Source organism: Rhodococcus qingshengii JCM 15477 (assembly GCF_023221595.1).
Taxonomy (GTDB): domain Bacteria; phylum Actinomycetota; class Actinomycetes; order Mycobacteriales; family Mycobacteriaceae; genus Rhodococcus_F; species Rhodococcus_F qingshengii.
In genome coordinates, this window is sequence record NZ_CP096563.1 from 868,462 (window position 1) to 889,091 (window position 20,630).

Genomic DNA, 20,630 nt, shown 5'->3' on the forward strand with positions numbered 1-20,630 from the left:
GTCAACGGTGGAGGAATTCGAAGATGAAGAGCCGCAACAAATCTCGAGTGATGTCGACAGTCGCGCTAGTTGCAACATTTGTCATGGCCGGTGCAGGTGTGGCAATTGCCGACGAATCATCGTCAGGGTCTTCCGGCAGCGGATCGCTCGGTTCCTCCGGTGCGGCAGCGGTTGATCCGTTGACCTTCGACGGTTGGGGCACGTGCCCGATCGAGGATCTCGAGGTGACGACGTGCGCCAGCGTCGTAGTTCGCGGAGGGACCATGAAATTGGGCGCACTTTCGGTGCCGATCCCGGACGGAAGCCTCAAGGTTGCGGGCGGAGTGAAATACGCGACCCAGCCGGACAACAGTTTCATCGAGACGTTCGTCGCCAAGCAGGACGGGTCCAACGGGGTCTATTCCAATCCGATTTCGGTACCGGGAGGTGCTCTCGGGATCGATACTCCGCTGGGACTGACTCAGATCAGCGCGACGGTGGAATCGGTGGGAGTGCCGGATCTGAAGGTTCTCGAGCAGGAACTCACCATGCCTGTTCGATTGAAACTGTCTAATCCCTTGCTCGGTGACGATTGCTACATCGGTTCGGTTTCGAATCCGATCAACCTTCACCTGACCACAACCGGAAACCCTCCGTCGGAACCTATCGGTGAGTTCCCCGGTGCAGTGTTCCCGGCAGTCCCACATTCGGATGCGGTGTTTGCGGCGCCGGGAGCCAGCGGGTGTGGACCGCTGGGTGCGCTCAACTGGGCCGTGAATCTACGCGGGGGAGTGCCGGCGGCCAGCGGAAAGAACTCTCTCACCACGTCGAGCGACGTCTACGCGGTGGCTGCACGAAAGGTGCGACCGCCTGCCTGACGGACGCGCGGGCGCTGGAACGTAAAACGAGGGCCGACCCGTGGGTCGGCCCTCGTTCTACACAATCAGGTCAGCTGACCTCGGGATCACGCACCGTGATGGTGCCGTCCCTAACCGCGTCGGCGATGCTGTCGTGCAGTTTCGGGCATCCGTCTTTCAATGCCGACGACTGCCCGGAAGCAATTGCCTCTTTGAAGGTGTGGCAACGCAGCGCCGGGTCGGAAGTCCACTGAACGCTGGTGTGTTTGTACGTGTTCTTGCGAACCAGTACGCACGCGCCGCATGCCTTGCAGTCGACTTCCTGCAGACCCGAGTCGAGGTATTCGTGCTTGTCCTCGATCGTCTGGGCCGCGATCGCCTCGAGTCGTTCCGTTTGCCCGGCAAAGTCCGGTGCCTTGGCCCAACGAGCCCACCGTGCGTCGGTTCCGATCGAGGCGCTCACGACTAGACCTCTGCTTCCTTCTTTGCCGCTTCTGCTGCAGCTTCCTTCTCGGCCTTCTGGCGTGCGAGGTTTTCCTCGACCTCGGCGTGCCAGGCTTCGTTTGCCTTGGTGGTGTCCACCTCGAACTCGAAGCGCTGCGTCATCTTCTCGGTGACGTCGGCCTTGTCCACGTAGAACTGCTCGTACCAGCGTCGTAGCTGGTAGACGGGGCCGTCTTCTTCGCAGAGAAGGGGATTCTCGATCTTGGTCTTGTTCTTCCAGATCGCGACGTCCTGCAGGAATCCCTCGCTGATGCCCTCGGTGAACTTGCCGGCCAACTTGTCGGCCATCTCGTCGGAGACACCCGTCGGCTTCTTCACCGTCACGCCCCACTGCAGCACGAACGAGTCCGGGCTGATCGGGTAGTGGCAGTTGATCAGAACACTCTCGACCTCGTATCCGCTGTAGCTGTTCCACAGGGGATTGACCATGTACGACGGTCCGTAATACGCAGCTTCGGAGCGAAGCAGCGTGTCGCCGCCGTACTGGGAGGCCATTCCGATGTCGGGACGGCCCGTGGTGTTGAGGTACTGAGTGGCGATCTCACCTTCGAAGACGTTCTTGAAGTACGTCGGGAAGGCGTAGTGGATGTAGTAGAAGTGCGCCATGTCGACCACGTTGTCGATGATCTCGCGGCAGTTGGACCCCTCGATGACCATGGAGTTCCAGGTCCAGTCGGTCCATTCGTCGCTGTACGCGCCCTCGATACGAGGAATCACGATCTCTTCGGGCGGCGGATTGCCCTCGGGGTCGTTCCAGACGAAGAGCTGACCGTTCTGCTCGAGGGTCGTCCACGCGCGGGTGCGTGCGAGCGGAGGCACGCGGCGAGCATAAGGAATGCCGGTGCACTTGCCGTTGCCGCCCCAGCGCCAGTCGTGGAAGGGGCAGGCGATGGAATCGCCCTTGACCTCGCCTTGTGTGAGGTCACCACCCATGTGACGGCAGTATCCGTCGAGAACTTTGATGTCGCCCTTGCTGTCGGCGAACACCACGAGCTTCGTACCGAAAGCCTCGATCGCGTGCGGTTTGCCGTCCTTGAAGGTCTTCAGTAGACCCAGGCAGTGCCAACCGCGGGCGAAACGAGTTTGCACCGTTCCGACGTCGATCTCGCGAATCTGCGCCATTGTGACCTCACATCCCTTCTAGCTGTTAGTAGAACACGTTATAGAACTCGATCCGGTTCCGCCAGATTTTGGGAGCACTTGTTACAGCATTGCGGCCACAAACGGGACCTTTGTCAGCGTCTCGACAGAAAAGAGAACGTGTTCTAGTCTCAAGTGTAAGTGAACCAACCGATCGAGGAAGACGGGAGCGTCGAAGTGGGTAACCATGACAGCCACGAGGTGATGCAGAGGCTCGACGCACTACTGCCGGCACTGCGCGAGCGCGCACAGGAGACCGAGGATCTGCGTCGTATCCCCGACGAGTCCATCAAGGCTCTTCAGGAAACAGGCTTCTTCCGCTTGCTGCAGCCGAAGCAGTGGGGCGGATACGAAGCCGATCCGGTGCTGTTCTACTCCGCGGTCAAGAAGATCGCCAGCGCGTGCGGTTCCACAGGGTGGGTCTCCTCGATCATCGGGGTACACAACTGGCACCTCGCCCTCTTCTCTCAGCAGGCGCAGGAAGACGTGTGGGGCAACGACACTGACGTTCGCATCTCGTCCTCTTACGCCCCGATGGGTATGGGTGAAGTAGTCGAGGGCGGATACAAGGTCAACGGTGCGTGGGCGTGGTCCTCGGGTTGCGACCATGCCAGCTGGGCCGTTCTCGGTGGTCCGGTGTTCAAGGACGGCCGCGCAGTCGATTTCGTGAGCTACCTGATTCCTCGCGAGGACTACCAGATCGACGACGTGTGGAATGTGGTCGGTCTGCGTGGAACCGGCTCCAATACCGTTGTGGTCAAGGATGTTTTTGTTCCCAAGCATCGCGTTCTGAGCTTCCGGGCGATGAGCGAATTGACCGCCCCGGGCCTCGAGAAGAACACCGCGCCGGTCTACAAGATGCCGTGGGGAACCATTCACCCCACCACGATCTCGGCACCGATCGTCGGAATGGCTTACGGCGCCTACGAAGCGCACGTCGAGCACCAGGGCAAGCGTGTGCGCGCTGCGTTCGCCGGCGAGAAGTCGAAGGACGATCCGTTTGCCAAGGTGCGCATCGCCGAAGCGTCCAGCGACATCGACGCCGCGTGGCGTCAGCTCTCCGGCAACGTCGCCGACGAGTACGCGTTGATCCTTGCGGGCGAAGAGGTTCCGATGGAACTGCGGCTGCGCGCTCGACGTGACCAGGTGCGCGCCACGGGCCGCGCGATCGCCTCGATCGACAAGCTCTTCGAGAACTCCGGCGCCACGGCGCTGCAGAACGGCACTCCTATTCAGCGTTTCTGGCGCGATGCTCACGCTGGTCGCGTCCACGCCGCCAACGATCCCGAACGCGCGTACGTCATGTTCGGAACCGGCGAATTCGGTCTGCCGATCACCGACACGATGGTCTAGAGGAGGCTCAGTGACAACCACCGAAGAAGCCCTCACCTACGAGTCCACTTCACGGTTCGCGCAAGTGCGCCCCGATCTGAAACTGCACTTCCACGAGGCGGGCGTCGGAAACGACAAGACCATCGTGCTGCTGCACGGCGGTGGCCCAGGCGCGTCGTCGTGGTCTAACTTCGCCCGCAACATTCCGGTGTTGGCGAAGAGCTTTCACGTCATCGCGGTCGATCAGCCCGGTTACGGGCAGTCCGACAAGCCGACGGAGCATCCGCAGTACTTCGTTCACAGTGCGTCGGCGCTCAACGATCTCCTGGACACGCTCGAGATCACCGGTCGCGTTGATCTGCTGGGCAATTCGCTCGGTGGTGGCGCTGCTGTTCGCTTTGCGCTCGACTACCCGGACCGTGCGGGTCGCCTCGTTCTGATGGGCCCCGGCGGTCTGAGTGTCAACCTGTTTGCGCCGGACCCCACCGAGGGCGTCAAGAACCTCGGAAAGTTCAGCTACCAGCCCACCCGAGAAAACCTCGAAGCATTCCTGCGGATCATGGTCTTCGATCAGAAGCTGATCACGCCGGAACTCGTCGACGAACGTTTTGCTGCCGCCAGCACTCCCGAGTCGCTGGCTGCGGCCAAGGCGATGGGTAAGTCCTTCTCCAGCGGTGACTTCGAGCTCGGCATGCTCTGGCGCGAGGCGTACAAGCTTCGTCAGCGTGTGTTGCTGATCTGGGGCCGTGAGGATCGGGTCAACCCTCTCGACGGCGCACTGGTCGCGCTCAAGATGATCCCGCGCGCGCAGCTCCACGTCTTCGGCGGTTGCGGTCACTGGGCGCAGCTCGAGAAGTTCGACGAATTCAACCGGCTCGCAACCGACTTCCTGCTCGACGGAGGTAAATGATGGGTATTCGATCTCTGGCGTACATGCGCATCGGGGCCACCGACATGGCTGCGTGGCGCGAATACGGACTCAAGATCCTCGGAATGATCGAGGGCAAGGGCGTCGACGCGGAATCGCTGTATCTGCGTATGGACGACTTCCCGGCGCGTCTTGTCATCGTTCCGAACGACACGGACCGTCTGCTCGTCTCGGGTTGGGAAACCGCGAATGCCGCTGAGCTGCAGGATATCCGTGACAGGTTGTCGGCAGCCGGTGTTCCGTTCAAGGAAGGCACGGCGGAGCAGCTCAAGGACCGTCGCGTCGTCGAGATGATCGCGTTCGAGGACACCTCGGGCAACTCCCTCGAGGTGTTCCACGGAGCTGCTCTCGAACACCGCCGGATCGTGAGCCCGTACGGGCACAGGTTCGTGACGGGCGAGCAGGGCCTCGGCCACGTCGTGCTCACCACCGATGACGACGATGCTTCGCTGCGGTTCTACCGCGACGTACTCGGATTCAAGCTTCGCGACTCGATGCGTCTGCCTCCGCAGATGGTCGGCCGGCCCGCGGACGGCGACCCGGCGTGGCTGAGGTTCCTCGGCTGCAACCCGCGTCACCACAGCTTGGCGTTCCTGCCGTTGCCCAACCCGACGGGCATCGTGCACCTGATGCTCGAAGTGGAGAACTCCGACGACGTCGGACTGTGCCTCGACCGGGCACTGCGCAAGAAGGTCAAGATGTCGGCGACTCTCGGTCGCCACGTCAACGACGAGATGCTCTCGTTCTACATGAAGACTCCAGGCGGGTTCGACATCGAATTCGGTTGTGAGGGGCTAGAGGTCGAGGACGAAAACTGGATCGCGAGGGAAAGCACGGCCGTGAGCCTGTGGGGTCACGACTTCACGGTGGGAATGAAGCCGTGAGTTCGCCCGACGCGTCGGTGAGTGCGGAGCAGGCGATCGATCCACGCCAGTTCCGCACGGTTCTCGGGCAATTCTGCACGGGTATCACCATCATCACGACAGTCGACGACGGTGAGCCTGTCGGGTTCGCATGTCAGTCTTTCGCGGCCCTGTCACTCGACCCGCCTTTGGTGTTGTTCTGCCCCACCAAGGGTTCTCGGTCGTGGGCGGCAATCGAGCGGACCGGTAAGTTCGCCGTCAACGTGTTGGCGGAGGAACAGCAGGCGGTGTGTGCTCGTTTCGGGTCACGTGAGCCGGACAAGTTCGCCGGCATCGATTGGACGCCATCGCCTCTGGGCTCGCCGATCATCGACAAGTCCCTTGCACACATCGACTGCACGGTGGAAACCGTCCACGACGGTGGCGATCACTACGTCGTCTTCGGTCGGGTTTCGTCGATGAGTGAGATCAAGACCGAACGCCCGCTGCTCTTCTATCGCGGGCAGTACACGGGCATCGAGCCGGACAAGACTGTTCCGGCTACCTGGCGTGACGATCTGGAAGCGTTCCTGACGACCACGACAGAAGATACCTGGCTGTAGGGGGCAAGCCCCCTGTGCGCCTTTTTGGTAGTGGTAACTACCAAAAAGGCGCACAGGGCCGGAGGCCCTACAGCGAAAAACAGGTATGACAGAAGTCGTCACCGAACGGCGTCAGCAGGATGCTACGACGCACTATCTTGTTCGATCGGCCTGCGCGCTTGACCGCCTCGATCACCGACGGCTGCACCTCGACCACCTGGTACCGGTCGGCCTCGACGGGCTCGCGTGAGAACGCCACCAAACCGAGCCGATGCAGGTTGTTCAGGTACGCGCTGATGCGGTCCAGATGACGACAGCCTGCCAGTTCTCCGATCATCGACAGACCCTCGTCGATCATCTCCGAGCCGACACCGAACGGCCGCGCCGTGCGTACGTCCACGCTCGGTTGCGCACCGGAGGTGGCCAACAGCCGAAGAATTCGAGCTTCGTCGGGTGCGATCTCGTCGAGGATCCGGTCGTAGGCCGGGTGCAGATCGTCACGATCGGTCACGTCCGCGGAACGGTCCAGCAACCTGTCGCCACGTGCCCGCAGCGCCGCGAGAGTGGCCTCCACGCTCTGCTTGCGATTGGTACGAGTTGCCATTGCTGCCCGTAGGTTCTCGGTCCGCGAGCCGTCTCCGTTGGAGTTCTCGGCCCGACGTTCGGATTGAATATTGGCCGATTCAGCGGCCTCTGCCGCGGCTTCGGCCGCAGCCTGAACGATCTGCCGCGTCGCCTCCTTCGCCGTTCCGAAAGCCCAACCCGTCAGCTTGATCGACGTGAGCGTCGTCGTGGCGGTCAGCCCGACGAGGCTACGGATCAGACGCTTTTCGACGGATTCGACCGGCGTGATGTCCGCAGCCCAGTCGTACGATTCCGCTTCGACGATCATGCGATGGTCGTGCTCACTCATGCTCATACTCCGAATATTGCGAGGTGTAGGAAACCGGCAAACGAGCCCAGCACGGCCCCGTGAACGAACAACAGCCACTCGTCCTGCTTGACGGCTGAGCGTAGTAGTTCGCTGAAATCTTCCGGTGAAAGGATGCTCATGCGTTCGGTGACGAAGACACGAATCTTCTCCGACTGGTTCTCGGCGAACTCCGCGTCCTCGAAGACCCTTGGGTACAGGTCGAGCACTTCGGTGGTGGCCAGCCCGGGCAGACGCTTGTAGCTCTGCGAACCGACGGTCATCTTGACCACCGACTTTGCCCAGCCGGCTGCGTCGTCGACGGATTCGCGCAGTACCTGATCGAGCATCCGCCGCGTTCGGTCCGAGCGGGGACCTTCGAGGAGTTCGGTGCCGATGTTCTCGAGCGTCACGACGTGATCGGCGAGGGTTTTTGCGTACCCGGCGATGATCTCGGTGCGTCGCTTCAGGAAGAGCCCCTGCCTCCACGGCACCCAACGGTTGGGGGTGATCGGCTCGAAGATCATCGTGATGCCGAGGTAGTTCACGATGTATCCGATGATCACACCGCCGATGGGAAGCACCCACCACTGCGGAACCAGATGGAGGATTCCGACGAGCACGAAGCCCATCGGGAATCCGAAGTAGAAGCCGAAGTTCTGCATGAACCTGAGCTCTTTGTTGCCCATCGTGCGGAAGATGTCGTTGAGCAGTTTGGGGTGCGAAGAGAGGTAGCGGATCACCATCAGCTTCGCGTCGATGAACTCGTCGATGTCCTCTTCGATGCGGTCGGTGATCATGCGCACGCTGGCCGGCAGATCGTCCTCCACTTTGCGGAAGACGGCTTCCTTCACCGACGTCGGAAGGTTGTGCCAGAGCTGAGGATTCTCGGCCGTCATGATTCTGGTGACCACGCCGCGCACTTCACTGCGAGAAATGTTCACCAAGTGCTCGGCGATGCTGTCCGGGTCCAGGACGCGATAGAAATCGGCGATGCTGCCGACTTTCGCGAGGGATTTGTCGACGGCGATCGACGCCATCTTCTCCGCCCGCGAGGGGACGATGCCTTGCCAACCGAATCTGCCGTCGCTGGTGATCGCGGGGATCACCTGAACGCGCCGGGGGAGGAACGGGAAGAGCAGTTTGAGTCCGGGCACTTTGATCCCGTGGAAGTTGATCGGCGCAAAAAGCATCAGGACGCCCGACCAATTGGTGATGTACCCGATGATTCCCGTGAACAAAGGAATGGTGATCAACTGTTCGAGCAAGTGGTCCGGCACCGTCGCACATCCTCCTCATATCCGAGAACCTCACGTTCGGACATGATTGCCGAAACTTCGCTCTTCGTGGGTGTTTCGTTGGCTACTGCTGCGCCTTCCCAGTTGCGTCAGCATAGAGGCCCGACAATTCGGGCTGTAGGTGGGTAGGAAGTTGATGTAACCTCACGTACATGGTCAGTATTGCGCACAACACGACGACGCCGGTTCTCTTCCGGCGCATCGTTTAGCGACTGCTGACCGAACCCTTTCAGCCCCGGGAGTTATCGCCCCGGGGCTTTCCTGTTTCGTCGCTCCGTGTGCGTCTCCCCTTGAACGATTTGGAGAGCTCTCATGAGCGTTGACCACCGCGAACTCGGGCGCGACCTGGAGTTTTTCGCCACCACCCCCATAGTCGGAGCCGGCCTTCCGCTCTGGTTACCGGACGGCGCCGTCATCAGGAACGAACTCGAAAAGTTCGCCGCCGAACAAGCAGCGCGCTCCGGTTGTCGGGGTGTCTATACCCCGGTTATGGCGAAGAAAGAGTTGTACGAGAGATCTGGTCATTGGTCCAAGTTCTCGGAAGACATGTTTCCCGAAATGAAGATAGGCGGAGAGTCATTTCTCCTTCGTCCGGCTAACTGTCCTCATCACGCTCAGGTATTCGCCGCTCGCGGTCGTAGTTATCGCGAGCTACCTTTCCGCGTTCGTGAACTCGGCTCGATGTTCCGTAGCGAACTCTCCGGAGTTCTCAGCGGATTGAGTCGAGTCCGACAGATCAATCTCGACGACGCACATGTCTTCTGTAGTCGTGAACAAGTGCAAGCGGAAGTGATCGTCGCGCTCGACGCGATCGAGCGCTGCTACTCGACTCTGGGGATTGCCGAACGGAAGTACCGCCTCTCGATCAGAGGGGGAGAGGGGCAGTACCTCGGCACCGACGAGCAGTGGGCGGACGCCGAGGATCACCTTCGCGGAGCACTGAATGCACGCTCGATCGAGTACGTGGAAGCGAAGGGGGAGGCAGCGTTCTACGGTCCCAAGATCGACGTCCAGGTGCGAGACGCGCACGGCCGCGAGGAAACACTCTCGACCGTGCAACTCGACTTCAATCAACCGGAGCGGTTCGACCTCGAGTACACCGCTGAGGACGGATCCAAGGTTCGCCCCGTCATGATCCATCGGGGCTTGCTCGGGTCGATGGAACGCATGACTGCGCTTTTGATCGAAAGGTTCGAAGGGCGGATGCCGCCGTGGCTGGCACCCAACCAAGTCTCGATTCTGCCCGTCGGCGACCGGCACCAGGTTGAGGCCGAGCGTTTGCGGGCCGATCTCGAGGCTCGCGATGTTCGAGTGGCGATCGCGCCTGACGGATCGTTGGGACGTCGCATCCGCGAGGCACGCACTCACCGTGACCCGTACATCGCGGTGATCGGGGACAACGAGGTGCACGGCGGCACCGTCGACGTTCTGGTCCCCGCGCGTGGTGGGCGGGCGGTCGTCGACGCGGGTGTGTTTGTCGCTCAGGTGGTCTCGGGCATCAAAGAGCGTGCGCTGCTTCCGGCAGCTTTCTAGCCGACGGGAAGCTCGTGGAGGGCGCGCACCAGTGGCGCGAGTTCGGGTGTCTTGCATGCCTCGTCGAGTGCGGCTTCGAGGGTGGCGTCGTGCGTCGGCCGTGCGCTTTCGAGAAGCTCGCGGCCGGCCGGCGTCAGCTCGGTGTAGATGCCTCGACGGTCGTCGGCGCACAGGATGCGCGTCAATAGTCCTCGATCTTCGAGTCGATTGACCAAGCGCGTCGTGGCGCTGCTGCTCAGTGCGGCAGCGCGAGCCAACTGAGCCATCCGCATGTGCCAGCCATCCTGGCGGCTCAGTGCGTCGAGCACGGTGTATTCGACGACGGACAGTTTGTGCTCACGCTGGAGCGCGCGTTCCAGTTCGGTGTCGAGGGCGCCGTGCAGTGCTGCGAGCGTGCGCCACCCTTGCGAACGGATTTCGACGGCGTCGTCGGCGATCCCCATGTGATTCTCCTTGTCCGTTTCCTGCGACTCCAGGTTACCAGCTTGCGCATGTAGCGCGCGCGTGCAACTATTTATAGCGCGCCTGCAACTAATGCACACGCCCGCTAACGGCTTACGCGTAAATCTGTGAAAGGAACATCGAGATGCCATTGGGTCTCATTGCCCTCGCTATGGGCGGGTTCGGGATCGGCCTCACCGAATTTGTCATCATGGGCCTCCTGCCCGAGGTCTCGGCTGATTTCGAGGTCACCGAGTCCGTCGCGGGCTACCTGATCTCGGGCTACGCACTGTCGGTGGCGATCGGCGCGATCCTCCTGACCGCTGCCGTCACCCGCTTCGAGCGCAAGAAGGTCCTTCTCTCGCTCATGGTGCTGTTCATCATCGGCAACCTGATGTCCGCGCTCGCTCCCTCCTACGAGGTCATGATGGGCGGACGCATCGTCGCGGCGCTGTGCCACGGTGCGTTCTTCGGAATCGGCTCGGTGGTTGCCGCCGACATGGTCGCGCCCAACAAGCGCGCCGGCGCCATCGCGATGATGTTCGCGGGCCTGACCATCGCCAACGTTCTCGGCGTTCCGTTCGGCACGCTGCTGGGCCAGCAACTCGGATGGCGCTCGACGTTCTGGGCCATCACCGTCATCGGCGTCATCGCCCTGATCGGAATTGCAGCACTCGTCCCGACGACGCCCGCCAGCACGACCGGTGGCGGATTGCGCGGAGAGTTGGGGGCATTCCGCAACAAGCAGGTATGGCTCTCGATCGCCATCACCATCCTCGGCTACGGCGGAATGTTCGGAGCCTTCACCTACATCGCCTTCACCCTCACCGAGGTCACCGGCTTCGCGACGTCCAGCGTTCCGTGGCTGCTCATCCTCTTCGGCTCGGGCCTGTTCGTCGGTAACTTCCTCGGCGCCAAGGCGGCCGACCGTTCGCTCACGAAGGCGCTGGTCTGGATTCTCGCGATCCTGACCGTCGTTCTGATCGTGTTCGCCGCCACCGCGGAGAGCAAGGTCATGACAGTGATCTCACTGTTCTTCATGGGCGCCTTCGGTTTTGCGACGGTACCCGGGTTGCAGATGCGGATCATGAACTACGCGTCGGCAGCACCGACCATGGCATCGGGTGCCAACATCGCCGCCTTCAACGTCGGCAACGCACTCGGGGCATGGCTGGGCGGAATCACCATCGCCGCGGGACTCGGCTTCACCTCCCCGATCTGGATGGGAGCGGCAGTCACTGTCGCCGGTCTGCTGGTCTTGCTCGTCGCGGCGAAGATCGACCGCCCGGCAGCGTCAGAGCCGTCGACGCCGAGCACCTCGCTGCACCCGACCGCCGCCTGAACCTGTCCACTGCGCTCTGACCCCATCGCGTGAACGTATCGCTCCCCTTGTCCAACAAGGGGAGCGATACGTTCACGCGGGTCAGGTGAGGCGGAATTCGGCGGTCACCCCGGAGAACGGCGAAATCGCGCCGCTACCCCGAGCCTTCGACGCACCGAAGTGTTGGACTCGATACGTACCCGCCGGAGTATCGGCCGGAACATCCCACGTGATGCGCACGACGGAACCGTTGCTCCCGACCCGGCGCCAGTGCAGTTTGGTGGACCAGTCGTTGTCGTCGGCGACCCGTGTCCAGGATCCGCCGGTATTGCGCTGGATCTCGTAGAAGGTCCCGTTTCGGTGAGTGTCGTTCTTGGGGTGGCCGGTGACGAACTCGACGGCAACCTGCCCACCCGGTGAGGTGTCGCCGGGTTGGACGGTTGCGTCGCCGAATTGTGTTCCCGGCAAGGGCTCGTCGAAGTCGACGCCAGGTCCGAAGCTGGGTTGGAACCCGGACAGGTCGGCCGGAGCGGGGCCGCGAGGAGGTTCGGTGCCGTCGCGCATCGCGGCTGCAAGGGCGGCATACCCCTGCTGATAGGCCGGCAGTGTGTAACGACCGAACATCGTCGAACCGCCCTCGTACTGCTGCGAATCGTATTCCTGTGGTGTGGTGCAGTAGCTCGAGTACGAGTTCGCGTATCCCTGGAAGATGACGTTCTCGAGGGGAACCCCAAGCTCCTCGGCGACGGTTCGACGCACTCGTAATCCGGAGACGATGGTGAATTCCGCAGGGCCACCGACGATGTAGAACTGACCGATCCGCAGGATCTGGATCTTGAGTACGTTCGGCACCCATCCTCCCGGTGGCAGCAGGCCGACCGGAACGACTACGAGTTTGGGCGCCTGTGCATCCTGAAGCCATTGAGGCACAGGAGCATCCATACCGCCCAGGGCGTCGATCATGGGGTTTCGGGTGCCCTCGGGGAAGATCGGGATTGCCGGTCCGTCCTCGACGCTTCCGGCGCTCATTGCCGCGCCGATCGCGGCCGGAGCGGTGCGGTGCTCGCGTCCGTCGGGGGTGAATCTTCCGCTCACCACCTGATTTGCCATGTCCAGGTACATGATCCGACTGTCGACGCCACCGGTGACGGTGTCGGACGCCGCGTCGAAGGCAGTTCGAGCTGCCGCTACCTGGCGCAGCCCGATGATGCGTGCGTTCTCGAATTCGTCTTCGGTCGGTCCGCGTCCGGGCTCGAGGAAGAGGTTGGGTGACATGTCGCCGCTGTTGGTCTGCGGAAACGCAGCAATGAAGCTGGTGTCGCCGTCGAGGTAGCGCACGCCCTGGTCGTCGTGCTCCCAGAAGTACGCCGCGGCGCCCTTGTTGTCCCCGGAGATGAGATGGTTCTCGTTCGTGAGCGAGGCGCAGTGGGTGGCGAACCAGTTGATCGCCCCGATGTCCTTGCTGCCCCGACTGATCCGCATGACACGCATGTGGTGGTCGTTGCCACCGGGGTAGTAGGCCTTGTCCTCTTCGGGATTGAGATCGAACGCCACTCGCGATCGGTTGACGCTGGCATCGGTGAGATCGGACCGCCCGAAACGGACCGTGCCTGGCGCCAGGTTCTCGTGCGCAGCGCTGATCGCCTCGACCATGCCGTTGACCTCGGCTTCGAACACCTGCAGTTCGAAGCCGAGAACTGCGAGGTTGTACGCGTAGTTGTGCGAGGCCCCACCACATGCCGCGTGTGAATGGATGGCCGTCAACATGACGTTGCGCTCGGCGTAGATGTCACCGAACCTCCCGGCCAGTCGGCGCAGGACCTCGTCGTGAACGGACTGGAAGATCATGCAGTTGTCGACGCACACGTAGGCGACCCGCGACCCGCCGGACTCGAAGATGAAGGCGCGTGCGCGCATTCGCTGGTGCAGGCCTTCGGCGCGTTGATCGAAGCTCGAGTAGCCCATCATGCCGACTTCGGCGACCGGTCCGGTCACGTCGGAAATTCCGACGCCCACCTGCAGTGACGCCGACGACTTGTCGGTGCGTGCGGGTGAAACGGTGCGTGCCGGCGAAGCTGCGACGGCCTGGTTCGTCGACAGAGCGGCGAGCGCAGGTGCGGCGGCAGCGCCTGCCAGTACGGTGCGTCGGGTGATCTGCACGAGTGTCCTTTCGGGCGGTCTGACGCGAGTTGGTCAACCGTCCAGGAGTGTAGCCCGAGTCACACGTGACCGAAAGGGGTGCCGTCGGCCGACACTCAGATTGTTGTGGCCTCCCCGAACGTCATCGCCAGGTTCTTGATGGTCGTGGTCATCAGGGCCCGGCGGGGGAGTCCCAGTTTCCGAAGCTCCGCCGCCATCGGGTGACTGCCCAGTTGAACCTCGGCTCCACCAGGGCGAGATTTGACGCCGGTCGGTGCCATGTCCCACGACGTGCACCTGGTGGCGCCGTCGAGATGTGAGTACGCGGCCAACGACATGTTGGCTCCGCCGCCAGGCACGCTGACGCCGGATTTCACACTCAACTGTGTGATGAGTTTGCCGTCGCGCGAGACGGATCCGCGCTTGACCGAGCCGACGTGCTCGGTGTCGAACTCGGCGAGCACCTTCGGGAATCCCCAGATTTCCCGGCCGGCGGCCTTGGTGAACTCTCCGTCCACCGGCAACTCGTGTATGAGTGCCCCTGCAGTTCCGGCAGCGAGCGAACGTAGATCTCCCAGCACCGAGGTTTCGGGAGGCGCAGTGTGGCTGCGCACCATGTACGTCACTCCGAATTCGTTGTACGGACCCAGATCCCCGTCGATGTAGTCGACAAAAACCAGGCCGCACAGCGCCCGGCCGGGGCGGTACTGGAGCACGGTCAAGCCGGTGTAGTCGATGATCGACTGCGCGGTTGTGCTCGGTACCGAGTACAACGCCATGAAGGCCGACGCGGTGCGAACTTCGACGGGCATCTCGACCCTCTTGCCCAGAATCGTGTAGCTCATGGCGCTACCACCCCACGGAGTCCGTCGGAGCCGTAGACGGGTTCGAGCATCGAGCGGAAATCCGGTCCGCGGCGCAGCATTTGGCCTCCGTCGACGTTGATGATCTGCCCGGTGATCCAGGTGGATTGCGGTCCGAGTAGGAAAGAAGCGAGTCCGGCGACGTCCTCGACCTCGCCGACGCGTTCGAGCGGCGTGTTGGCCAGGTAGTCGTCCAGGATGGGGCCACCGTCGGTGATGAGCGCGACCAGATCCGTTCGGGTCAGACCCGGCCGGATCGCATTGACACGAATGTTGCTGGCGCCCAGTTCGTCTGCCGCCAATTGCACCAGGTGGTCGACGCCGGACTTCGAGACGCCGTACGCGCCGAACCAGCGATGTGTGTTGCTGCTGGCGATCGACGAGATCGCGACGATGGATCCACCGCCTCCTGCCACCAGTGCCCGCGCGCCGTGTTTGATCGTCAGCATGGTCCCCGTGACGTTGAGGTCGACGGTGCGGCGCCAGGCGTCGACGTCGAGTTGCGTGACCGGTGCGATGGTTTCGTTCCCGCCGGCGCAGGCCACGACTCCGTCGAGCTTTCCGGTGACGGACACCGCCGCGGCGACAGCGGCGACGACGTCTGTCTCGATCGTGACGTCGGCGGGGGAGACGCTGACCGATCCTGCGGCAGTCGCCTGCCGGATCGATTCGGCGGCAGCATCGAGTTTCTCCTTGTTGCGTCCGCAGATCGTGACGTGAGCGCCGGACGCAACGAGCGAACGAGCGATGCCCAGGCCGATGCCACTACCGCCGCCGGTCACCAGTATCGATGTGCCGGTGAAAGTGGGTATGCCCGCTGAGGCGGTGTCGTCGTCCATGCGTGTCTCCTGGTCGTTGCTCCGGCGGGCTCGCGTGCTGCTTCTGGAGGTTTTCCGGTCCGGCTTCGGTGAAAACGCCCCACGCTATATAGGAACAGGTTCTACTTATTGAGGCAAGGGTTGTGCGAGAGGTGGAGTGATGGCTACCAGACCGACCTTCGATTTGATCGACGGACGCTTCTACAGCGGAGACCTCGGGAATGTGCGCGACGCATACGCCTGGATGCGTGATCACGAGCCCGCGTACCGAGACGACGCCAACGGAATCACCGCGGCCGCGAGTTACGACGCCGTCGTCGCAGCCGAGCGGGATCCCGAACTGTTCTCCAACGCCGGTGGCATCCGCCCCGAAACCGGTCCATTGCCGCAGATGATCGACATGGACGACCCGCAGCACCTCACACGTCGACGCTTGGTCAACGCGGGTTTCACACGTAAGAAAGTCGAAGCCAAGGCCGGCCGTATCCGGGAGATCTGCGATCAACTGATCGACGCCGTCTGTGAGAAAGGAGAAGCCGACTTCGTCGCAGACCTGGCAGCACCGCTGCCGATGGCCGTCATCGGTGACATGTTGGGTGTCCGTCCCGAGGAACGCGCGTTGTTTCTGCGGTGGTCGGATGATCTGGTGAAGGCATTGGGAAGCAACGCTTCCCAGGATCAACTGCAGGCCATGATGGTTGCGTACGTCGATTTCACCGCGTACATGATGCGAACCATCGCCGAGCGGAGGAGCGACCCGGCCGACGATTTGGTGAGCACGTTGATTCACAGTGCGGTCGACGGCGAAGCCCTCTCCGATCAGGAAATCGTCAACGAATCCCTGCTGATCCTGATCGGCGGTGACGAGACCACACGGCACGTGCTCAGCGGCGGCATGGAACAGCTACTGCGCCATCCGGACCAGCGCCGGGAGCTAGTCGACGATCCCGATGCCATTCCCTTGGCAATGGAGGAGATGCTGCGGTGGTCCTCGCCGATCAAGAACATGGCTCGAACCCTGACCCGTGACACCGATTTCTTCGGCGCGCAGCTGAAGGCAGGTGAGAAGATGCTGCTGCTCTTCGAATCGGCAAATTTCGACGAGTCCGTGTTCCTGAACGCCGAACGGTTCGATGTCGGCCGCACACCGAATCCGCACGTGGCCTTCGGCTTCGGAACTCATTTCTGTCTGGGTAATCAGCTGGCCAGGTTGGAGGGACGGATCATGTTCGAGCAACTCTTCGCCAGGCTGCCGGACATGGAACTTGCCACCGACGCGCCGTTGCAGCGGCGTGCGGCCAACTTCGTGTCCGGGCTCGAATCGATGCCGGTGCGGTTTAACTCTTCTGCCCCGTCAGCCGGGTAGTTGGCAGTTAGGAGGCGCAGCATCTTCGGAGAGGGGGCTGCCCGCCGGATTGACGTAGACGACCTCGAGCACCAATGGTGTTGTCTGCGAGTTGTTTCCGATGTGCACATGATCTGAACCGCTCGGTTCGATCAAAGTATTTCCGGCGCTGTAGATCCCGTCGACGGAGCAATCGGATCGGTAGTGGCTCAACGTGCCCTGCGCGATCAGCGCGTAGAGCGTCCCGTCGTGGAAGTGCCAACCGGTGGAACCGCCGGGGTCGATGGTGATCTGGCGCAGGATGTAGTCCTTGCCGTCGAAAGTCACCTGCCCGAGGATTTCACCGTGTACTCCCGTGCTCGGTGTCGCCGACGCATTGATCGGCGTCAGAGACAGCCCGATCGCTGCGGACACTGCAAGCAGAACCTGATGGCGTTTACGCATGAGCGGCCCTCCCAGACGGATGTGCTCCTGAGTGTCCTCCGTCGATGCCCGGTTTATCCCAGTTTTCGTGGATCCAGCACTGCGAAGGCAGAGGTATGCCCTTGAGAGGCGGTTACGCTCGTGCCATGCTGCAAGTCGCGACGAGGCGCCGGAGCCAGCCGCCGCCTGCGCGCTTCATGTTCGAGGCATTGATCGATCCGTACCGCCAGCCCGCCCGGCACTGGCTGGAACTTCTCGAGAGCGAGATCGCACCGGAGATCGTCAGGGCTGAAGAACCGGAGCTGGTGATCTGGTCGTCGATCTGGCCGGACCGACCCGACGCCGTCATCCGATTCGACATCGAGGCGGTCGGAAACAGTACGATGCTGCGTTGGACGCTTTTCTTGGACGATCCGATACCGCCCGAGGCAGAGGTTGTCAGAATGCGAAAGCGGCTCAACACCTTGATCAATGCGAATCTCAGGTTCAACTTCGGCCAATAAGTCGGATCACTGCCGCATTACTTGGTGTCGACTCGGCCGATCGGGTCGGCGTTGTCGCTGAATGCGGCCCGGGCCGCTGGCCAGCTGGTCTCATCGATGCGCAACGTGGTCCGAAGGTAGGCAGTACTCATCCGTTGGATGGCGGCGACCCGCTCTGGGTTCTCGTCAGTGGTCTCGGCGACTTCGTATCCGACGATTCCGCCGAGTGCGTGCTCGGCACCGTAGAAGGTCAGGAGGTCGGTGGCTCCGGGGCTGTGCGTGTAGGCGTCGGTGAACCAGTCAGGTCCGCGGCTGGACATCTTGGACTGGTCGTGGTCGCCCGCGACGACGAGTGTCGGCGTCGTCAGTTCCTGGAACGAGGGGCGCATGAACGGGAAGTTCGCCTGCGCGAACGGATGCAGGTTCTCGCCGCCGAGACCGGTTGCCGCGAACAGGATTCCCGCGGTGACGCGACTGTCGGACATGTCCTGGCCGACCTGGCCGGCCTCGTCGAAGATCCTTGCTCCGAGGAGCGACTGAGCGGTTTGCCCGCCCCAGGAGTGACCAGTGGCGGCAACTCGACTGCGGTCGATGCGGCCGGCAAGCCCGGGCACGGCAAATTCGATGGTGTCGAGCTGATCAAGGATGCGTGTGAGATCCGCGATTCTCTCGGTCCAGATCGTCGGGAAAACCGGGTGGTCGAACCCGAAACCGTTCCGGCGCGAGTCCAGATGTGTCGGCTGGATCACCACGAATCCGTGGGATGCCCAGAATGCCGTGAGTGGCGAGTATCCATCGAGGTTCCAGCCGTTGCCGTGGGAGAACACCACAACGGGGAGGTTCGTGCCTGCTGCCGGAGCAGACACACGTACTTCCAGCGGGACAGGTCGATCGGGGGCGAACAACTCGACGGGGGCAACGGAGACGACCGGGGCGCCGGCGCCGATAATGCCGTTCAGAGTGTCGATCATTGATGAGGTCATGGCAAGTTCCTTGCTGAGGCTGCACCCTGCGATACTTTTTATCGGAGCGTCGCTCCGCAACATTACGGAGCGTTGTTCCGTAATGCAAACATATGTCGTGAGTCAGCGAGGAGTGCACATGGCTGATGCGCAGGACGAGCAGTCGCGCGTCGCGTCTCCCAAGCAAGTCGGTCGCCCACGTCGGAGCGAGCAGGCGCTGCTCGACGCGGCGGCAGCAGTGTTCGTAGAGTCCGGGGTCGACGCTCCGGTGCGGGAGATTGCGGCGAAGGCCGGCGTCGGCATGGGGACGATCTACCGCCACTTCCCGACGCGTCCCGAGTTGGTGGTCGCCGTATACCGACACCAAGTCGAGGCGTGTGCGGACGCGGGCCCACAGATGCTCGCGGAGAGTGCAACGCCCGAGGCGGCTTTGCGGGCATGGGTGGCTTTGTTCGTGGAGTTCCTGGTCACCAAGCATGGGCTCGCCGGTGCACTGCAGGGAGACAGCGCCGGGTCCGACGCTCTGCATACCTACTTCGTCGACCGCCTCGTCCCGGTATGTGACTCCCTCCTCGCGGCAGCGCTCGAGTCCGTTGGCACTGCTTCGCGGGTCGATGCGTACAACGTGCTCAAAGGCATTGGGAACCTTTGTATCGGTGCTGGGTCCGATGACCGGTACAAGGCCGAGGTCCTTGTACAGCTATTCATCTCGGGCGTACTCGCGCGAGAGGTTCGCTGACGCTCGGCTCAGTCAGATCAACTCCGGATTCTCGGCGTACACCTCTTCGAGGATCGACATGTCGAACAGTTGCTCCGCTGTAATCTCCAGCCCAGCTTTCGACAGTGCCGCGATGTTCTGTTCGATCAGTTGGGGTGTCATCGTGAACAACCCGTTTGCTTTGGTATCTGCCGACACCACAAGATCGTTCTGTGCGGTGGCTTCCTTGATCTGCTCTTCGAGTTCGAGGTTCTGGTCCTTGCCGTAGACCTCGACGGCAAGCCGTGCCGACTCTGCCGGATCGGCGACCGCATCCTTCCATCCTTGGATCTCGGCCTTCAGGAATGCCTTGAGTTTGTCCCTCTCGTTGTCGATGGTGGACTGGAGAACCGTGAACGATTCGGCGACCAACGGCAGGTTGTAGTCCGCGAAGAGGAAGTGGGCGTTGGGGAAACCTTTGGCGGCCAGTGTGATCGGCTCGTTGGTCACGTAGGAGACCCAGCCGTCCACCTCGCCGTTCGCCAAGGGGCTCGGATCGAACTGCGCGGGCACGATCGTCATCTGGCTTTCGGTCAGGCCGTTTGCTGCCAGGAGAGCTCCGAAGACGAGCTGATTGGAATCCTGGACGCCGATCTTCTTGCCGATCATGTCCTGTGGTGAGTTGATCGGTGCCGCAGCGGAACTGACAATCGCAAACGGATTCTTCTGGAATGTCGCACCGACGATCTTTGCCTCCAGTCCGTCGAGTACGGCGGGGGCTGTGAGCTGCGGTGCGGACATTCCGATCCACACCTTGCCGGTGTCCAGGCCGGCTTCGACGCCGGTGCCGGCTGCGCCACCTGCCACCAGGTCTACATTCCCGAACCCTGCATCCTTGTAGTACCCCTTGTCGAGAGCGAAGTACTCACCGGCGAACTCGATGTTCTTGATCCAGGACAACTGCACTGCAACTGTTCCGAATTCGGAACCGTCGTCCGTGGTTCCGCCACTCGAACTGCTGGAGTCACTGCTACACGCGAGCAATGACGCACTACCGGCGACTGCGATGCCGGTCAGCGCGGAGTAGCGGAAGAAGGCCCTGCGGTCCAGCTGGCGGACGGGCTTGAATGGCGTCATGAATCGGAACACTAGGGCCAGTCGGTTTCGTTCAGTTTGCTTGGGAGAGAGAGTTTGTTGAGGTCGTGTTAACAGAT

The 20,630-nt window shown here is 62.2% G+C and carries 21 protein-coding genes; 10 read left to right on the forward strand and 11 right to left on the reverse strand.

Features of this window, described 5'->3' with window-relative positions; all coding sequences use genetic code 11:
- The first annotated feature begins 23 nt into the window (after nt 1-23).
- Complete coding sequence (locus M0639_RS03980; RefSeq protein ID WP_003945441.1) at nt 24-857, forward strand: hypothetical protein; 834 nt, start codon at nt 24-26, stop codon at nt 855-857.
- A gap of 70 nt (nt 858-927) precedes the next feature.
- On the opposite strand, the gene M0639_RS03985 is transcribed toward M0639_RS03980, so the two are convergent.
- On the reverse strand, nt 928-1,299 hold the full coding sequence (locus M0639_RS03985) for a hypothetical protein (RefSeq protein ID WP_003945499.1): 372 nt from the start codon (nt 1,297-1,299) through the stop codon (nt 928-930).
- 2 nt (nt 1,300-1,301) lie between these two features.
- On the reverse strand, nt 1,302-2,462 hold the full coding sequence (locus tag M0639_RS03990; RefSeq protein ID WP_003945847.1) for a 3-ketosteroid-9-alpha-monooxygenase, oxygenase component: 1,161 nt from the start codon (nt 2,460-2,462) through the stop codon (nt 1,302-1,304).
- 195 nt (nt 2,463-2,657) lie between these two features.
- On the opposite strand from M0639_RS03990, the gene hsaA reads away from it, so the two are divergent.
- From hsaA to hsaB, 4 genes are read left to right on the forward strand one after another with little or no spacing between them, the layout of a single operon-like run.
- Nucleotides 2,658-3,833, forward strand: coding sequence for a 3-hydroxy-9,10-secoandrosta-1,3,5(10)-triene-9,17-dione monooxygenase oxygenase subunit (gene hsaA / locus M0639_RS03995; RefSeq protein WP_029254465.1), 1,176 nt, complete (start codon nt 2,658-2,660; stop codon nt 3,831-3,833).
- A gap of 10 nt (nt 3,834-3,843) precedes the next feature.
- On the forward strand, nt 3,844-4,722 hold the full coding sequence (hsaD, locus tag M0639_RS04000; RefSeq protein ID WP_003945808.1) for a 4,5:9,10-diseco-3-hydroxy-5,9,17-trioxoandrosta-1(10),2-diene-4-oate hydrolase: 879 nt from the start codon (nt 3,844-3,846) through the stop codon (nt 4,720-4,722).
- The gene (gene hsaC, locus M0639_RS04005; protein WP_003945585.1) at nt 4,722-5,624 is read left to right on the forward strand and encodes an iron-dependent extradiol dioxygenase HsaC; all 903 of its coding nucleotides are present in this window, start codon (nt 4,722-4,724) and stop codon (nt 5,622-5,624) included. Before hsaD ends, hsaC begins: the two co-directional genes overlap by 1 nt.
- Nucleotides 5,621-6,205, forward strand: a complete 585-nt coding sequence (hsaB, locus tag M0639_RS04010) for a 3-hydroxy-9,10-secoandrosta-1,3,5(10)-triene-9,17-dione monooxygenase reductase subunit (protein WP_003945677.1) — start codon at nt 5,621-5,623, stop codon at nt 6,203-6,205. Before hsaC ends, hsaB begins: the two co-directional genes overlap by 4 nt.
- 67 nt (nt 6,206-6,272) lie before the next feature.
- Here hsaB and M0639_RS04015 read toward each other — a convergent pair whose 3' ends face one another.
- Both M0639_RS04015 and M0639_RS04020 read right to left on the reverse strand, forming a co-directional pair.
- Nucleotides 6,273-7,097 (reverse strand): Abi-alpha family protein, encoded by an 825-nt coding sequence (locus M0639_RS04015; protein ID WP_054800623.1) that lies wholly within the window; start codon nt 7,095-7,097, stop codon nt 6,273-6,275.
- A 2-nt stretch (nt 7,098-7,099) separates the two neighbouring features.
- The gene (locus M0639_RS04020; protein ID WP_003945674.1) at nt 7,100-8,374 is read right to left on the reverse strand and encodes a DUF445 domain-containing protein; all 1,275 of its coding nucleotides are present in this window, start codon (nt 8,372-8,374) and stop codon (nt 7,100-7,102) included.
- A 330-nt stretch (nt 8,375-8,704) separates the two neighbouring features.
- On the opposite strand from M0639_RS04020, the gene thrS reads away from it, so the two are divergent.
- A complete protein-coding gene (gene thrS, locus M0639_RS04025) occupies nt 8,705-9,925 on the forward strand; it encodes a threonine--tRNA ligase (RefSeq protein ID WP_064075145.1) in 1,221 nt (406 codons plus the stop codon).
- On the opposite strand, the gene M0639_RS04030 is transcribed toward thrS, so the two are convergent.
- Nucleotides 9,922-10,368, reverse strand: coding sequence for a MarR family winged helix-turn-helix transcriptional regulator (locus tag M0639_RS04030; RefSeq protein ID WP_003945852.1), 447 nt, complete (start codon nt 10,366-10,368; stop codon nt 9,922-9,924). The two genes, thrS and M0639_RS04030, sit on opposite strands and share 4 nt — an antisense overlap.
- 143 nt (nt 10,369-10,511) lie before the next feature.
- Here M0639_RS04030 and M0639_RS04035 point away from each other — a divergent pair, with 143 nt between their 5' ends.
- The gene (locus M0639_RS04035) at nt 10,512-11,708 is read left to right on the forward strand and encodes an MFS transporter (protein ID WP_064075146.1); all 1,197 of its coding nucleotides are present in this window, start codon (nt 10,512-10,514) and stop codon (nt 11,706-11,708) included.
- Nucleotides 11,709-11,789: 81 nt separating this feature from the next.
- Here the strand turns inward: M0639_RS04035 and M0639_RS04040 are convergent, their stop codons facing one another.
- The 3 genes from M0639_RS04040 to M0639_RS04050 form a co-directional block, all read right to left on the reverse strand.
- Nucleotides 11,790-13,847 (reverse strand): neutral/alkaline ceramidase, encoded by a 2,058-nt coding sequence (locus tag M0639_RS04040; protein WP_064075147.1) that lies wholly within the window; start codon nt 13,845-13,847, stop codon nt 11,790-11,792.
- A gap of 95 nt (nt 13,848-13,942) precedes the next feature.
- Nucleotides 13,943-14,671 (reverse strand): acetoacetate decarboxylase family protein, encoded by a 729-nt coding sequence (locus tag M0639_RS04045; RefSeq protein ID WP_042920495.1) that lies wholly within the window; start codon nt 14,669-14,671, stop codon nt 13,943-13,945.
- Nucleotides 14,668-15,528 carry an SDR family oxidoreductase gene (locus tag M0639_RS04050; protein WP_064075148.1) on the reverse strand — a complete coding sequence of 287 codons (861 nt, stop codon included), beginning with the start codon at nt 15,526-15,528 and terminating at the stop codon, nt 14,668-14,670. The genes M0639_RS04045 and M0639_RS04050 overlap by 4 nt, the downstream gene beginning before the upstream one ends.
- Before the next feature lie 139 nt (nt 15,529-15,667).
- Between M0639_RS04050 and M0639_RS04055 the strand changes: the two genes are divergently transcribed.
- The gene (locus M0639_RS04055; protein ID WP_064075149.1) at nt 15,668-16,873 is read left to right on the forward strand and encodes a cytochrome P450; all 1,206 of its coding nucleotides are present in this window, start codon (nt 15,668-15,670) and stop codon (nt 16,871-16,873) included.
- Here the strand turns inward: M0639_RS04055 and M0639_RS04060 are convergent.
- The gene (locus M0639_RS04060; RefSeq protein ID WP_003945598.1) at nt 16,862-17,296 is read right to left on the reverse strand and encodes a cupin domain-containing protein; all 435 of its coding nucleotides are present in this window, start codon (nt 17,294-17,296) and stop codon (nt 16,862-16,864) included. The two genes, M0639_RS04055 and M0639_RS04060, sit on opposite strands and share 12 nt — an antisense overlap.
- A 125-nt stretch (nt 17,297-17,421) precedes the next feature.
- Here M0639_RS04060 and M0639_RS04065 point away from each other — a divergent pair, with 125 nt between their 5' ends.
- Complete coding sequence (locus tag M0639_RS04065) at nt 17,422-17,778, forward strand: hypothetical protein (RefSeq protein WP_050655893.1); 357 nt, start codon at nt 17,422-17,424, stop codon at nt 17,776-17,778.
- Between the two features lie 17 nt (nt 17,779-17,795).
- On the opposite strand, the gene M0639_RS04070 is transcribed toward M0639_RS04065, so the two are convergent.
- Complete coding sequence (locus tag M0639_RS04070) at nt 17,796-18,740, reverse strand: alpha/beta hydrolase family protein (protein WP_064075150.1); 945 nt, start codon at nt 18,738-18,740, stop codon at nt 17,796-17,798.
- A gap of 118 nt (nt 18,741-18,858) precedes the next feature.
- On the opposite strand from M0639_RS04070, the gene M0639_RS04075 reads away from it, so the two are divergent.
- The gene (locus M0639_RS04075; RefSeq protein ID WP_031332839.1) at nt 18,859-19,458 is read left to right on the forward strand and encodes a TetR/AcrR family transcriptional regulator; all 600 of its coding nucleotides are present in this window, start codon (nt 18,859-18,861) and stop codon (nt 19,456-19,458) included.
- Nucleotides 19,459-19,470: 12 nt separating this feature from the next.
- On the opposite strand, the gene M0639_RS04080 is transcribed toward M0639_RS04075, so the two are convergent.
- A complete protein-coding gene (locus M0639_RS04080) occupies nt 19,471-20,553 on the reverse strand; it encodes an ABC transporter substrate-binding protein (protein WP_031332841.1) in 1,083 nt (360 codons plus the stop codon).
- Between the last annotated feature and the right edge of the window lie 77 nt (nt 20,554-20,630).